The sequence below is a fragment of the Rhodoplanes roseus genome, from assembly GCF_003258865.1.
GTDB lineage: Bacteria > Pseudomonadota > Alphaproteobacteria > Rhizobiales > Xanthobacteraceae > Rhodoplanes > Rhodoplanes roseus.
Map to the genome: position 1 here is coordinate 21388 of NZ_NPEX01000076.1, position 2715 is coordinate 24102.

Consider the following 2715-nt stretch of genomic DNA (forward strand, 5'->3'; position numbering starts at 1 on the left):
GCTGCGTTCAACAGTCCGACAACTGCACCAGCAAGATTGATGCGCTCGGCACCATCACGGGCCGCGTCTCGAACCATGTGGCCCGGGCGAGGGCCGCCCGCGTCCTTCGAGACGCGCCTTCGGCGCTCCTCAGGACGAGGGCGGATCAGCGTGGTGCATTGTCTCAGAACGCCCCCGGGAACGCGCCGCCGTCGATCAGCAGCGACTGGCCGGTGATGTAGCCGGCGTGGGCCGAGCACAGGAAGGCGCAGGCGGCGCCGAACTCGTCCGGGTCGCCCAGCCGGCGCGCCGGCACGGTGGCGAGGCGCTCGGCCTCGATCTGCTCCGCCGGCACGCCGCGCTTCTCGGCCGTGGCGGCGATCATCGCGGTCAGCCGGTCGGTCTCGAAGATGCCGGGCAGGAGCGCGTTGATGGTGACGCCGTCGGCCGCGACCGAGCGGGCGACGCCGGCCATGAAGGCCGTCAGGCCGGCCCGCGCGCCGGACGACAGGTCGAGCCCCGGCAGCGGCATCTTCACCGAGCCCGACGTGATGTTGACGATGCGGCCGAAGCGGCGCGCCCGCATGCCGTCGATGACCTTCTGGGTCAGCTCGATGGCCGCGACCATGTTGGCGGTGACGCCGGCCAGGATCGCCTCGCGGTCGAGCTCGCGAAAATCCCGGAAGGGCGGGCCGGCGTTGTTGTTGACCAGGATGTCCGGGGCCGGGCAGGCCTCGAGCAGGGCCGCCTGGCCGTCCGCGGTGGCGACGTCGCCCGTCACCGGGATCACGGCGGACCCGGTGGTCTCGGCCATCGCGAAGGCGACGGCGGTGAGGCGCTCGCGGTCGCGGCCGTTGATCACCACGGTGCAGCCCGCCTCGGCGAGCTTCTGGGCGCAGGCGCGCCCGAGCCCACGGCTCGAGGCGCAGACGATGGCGGTGCGGCCGGCTAGTCCGAGATCCATGGGCGCGCGTCCTGGCTGGTGTGTCCGTCCTCGATACCAGCCCGCCGCGCCGCTGCGAAGCCTCGCCCGTCCCGTCTCACACGTGGCGGTTCATCGCCGATGTCGCCTTGGTGTCCCGCATGGTGGCGTAGACGACGAGCGACACGGCGATCAGCCCGGTGAGATAATAGAAGAACCAGTCCTCGTGGCCGATCGACTTGAAGCCCAGCGCGACCGAGTCGGCCGTGCCGCCGAAGATCGAGACGGTCAGCGCGTAGGGCAGGCCGACGCCGGTCGCCCGCACCGCGGTCGGGAACAGCTCGGCCTTCACGACGGCGTTGATCGAGGTGTAGCCGGTCACGATCAGCCAGGCGGCGCAGATCAGCAGGAACGCCGTGAGCGCGCTGCGCGTCTCCTGCAGCGCCATCAGCAGCGGGATGGTGAACAGCGTGCCGGCGACGCCGAAGCCGATCAGCAGCACCTTTCGTCCGATCCGGTCCGAGATCGCGCCGTAGAGCGGTTGCAGCAGCAGTGCGAAGACGAGCGAGCCGGCCGTCACCAGCGTGGTCTGGTCGGGCGTGAGACCCACCGAGAGGCGCAGGAACTTCTGCATGTAGGTCGTGTAGGTGTAGAACGCCGCGGTGCCGCCCATGGTCAGCCCGACCACCAGCAGCACCTCGCGCGGATACTTCGCCAGCGCCCGCAGCGAGCCGCCGGGGCGCTTGGTCTTCTGCGCCTCCTTGAAGGCGTCGGTCTCGTGCAGGTTCCGCCGCATCACGGCGGCGACGACGGCCAGGCAGGCGCCGATGACGAAGGGGATGCGCCAGCCCCAGGCGAGCAGCTCCTCGTGGGTGAGCACGAGCTTCTGCAGCACCAGCAGCACCACGATGGCGCAGAGCTGGCCGCCGATCAGCGTGACGTACTGGAAGCTCGAGTAGAAGCCGCGATGCTTCTCGTCGGCGACCTCGGTCAGGTAGGTGGCGCTGGTGCCGTACTCGCCGCCGAGGCTCAGCCCCTGGACGACGCGGGCGAGGCCGAGCAGCACCGGCGCGGCGATGCCGATGGTGTCGTAGGTCGGCGTCACCGCGATCATCAGCGAGCCGAAGCACATCAGCACGACCGAGAGCGTCAGTGCGTTGCGCCGCCCCCAGGTGTCGGCGAGATGGCCGAACAGCCAGCCGCCGAGTGGCCGCACGATGAAGCCGGCGGCGAACAGCATCGCCGCGTTGAGCTGCTGGACGACCGGATCGTGCGACGGGAAGAACGCGTGCGCGAAGTAGAGCGCGAAAGCCGCGTAGGCGTAGAAGTCGTACCACTCGACCAGATTGCCGATCGAGCCGACGAAGATCGCCTTGAGCCGGCGTCTCACATCCGCGAGGTCGAGCTCGTCGCCGGTGCGTGCGTCGAAATCAGCCGGAGCCTGGATCGCCATGAGGGTGCACCGTCCGTCGCCCGAGATGTTTCAGGCTGAACGGACGGCGCGCAGCTATGTTCCGGCTCAGCGCGACGGCGTGCCGCTGTTCGGCGTGCCGCTGTTCGGCATGCCGTTCATGATGTCGGGCGTGCCCATGCCGTTGAGCGAGGGCGTCGACGAGCCGGTCCCGCGCGCGGTCGAGCCGCCCGGCAGGTTCGGTCCGGGGACCGACGAGCCCGTCGTCCCGCCGGTGCCGGTCGGCGTGGTCGCGGTGCCCTGGCTGCCGAGGCCCTGGCCCGGATGGGCCGGGCCGGGTGCGATCGGCGTGCCGCCCGTGCTCACCGAGCCAGTCGAGCCGACGCCGGCGTTCGGGGTGCCG

General features: G+C 70.7%; 3 protein-coding genes. All 3 read right to left on the reverse strand.

Translation table 11 applies throughout. The features are described 5' to 3' along the window. Positions 1-163: 163 nt before the first annotated feature. Complete coding sequence (locus tag CH341_RS13150) at positions 164-943, reverse strand: SDR family oxidoreductase (protein ID WP_111419479.1); 780 nt, start codon at positions 941-943, stop codon at positions 164-166. 76 nt (positions 944-1019) lie between these two features. After that, on the reverse strand, positions 1020-2354 hold the full coding sequence (locus CH341_RS13155) for an MFS transporter (RefSeq protein ID WP_111419480.1): 1335 nt from the start codon (positions 2352-2354) through the stop codon (positions 1020-1022). 66 nt (positions 2355-2420) lie between these two features. Next, positions 2421-2715: hypothetical protein (locus CH341_RS34195; RefSeq protein WP_425376178.1), on the reverse strand; the 295-nt coding region annotated here is incomplete at its 5' end.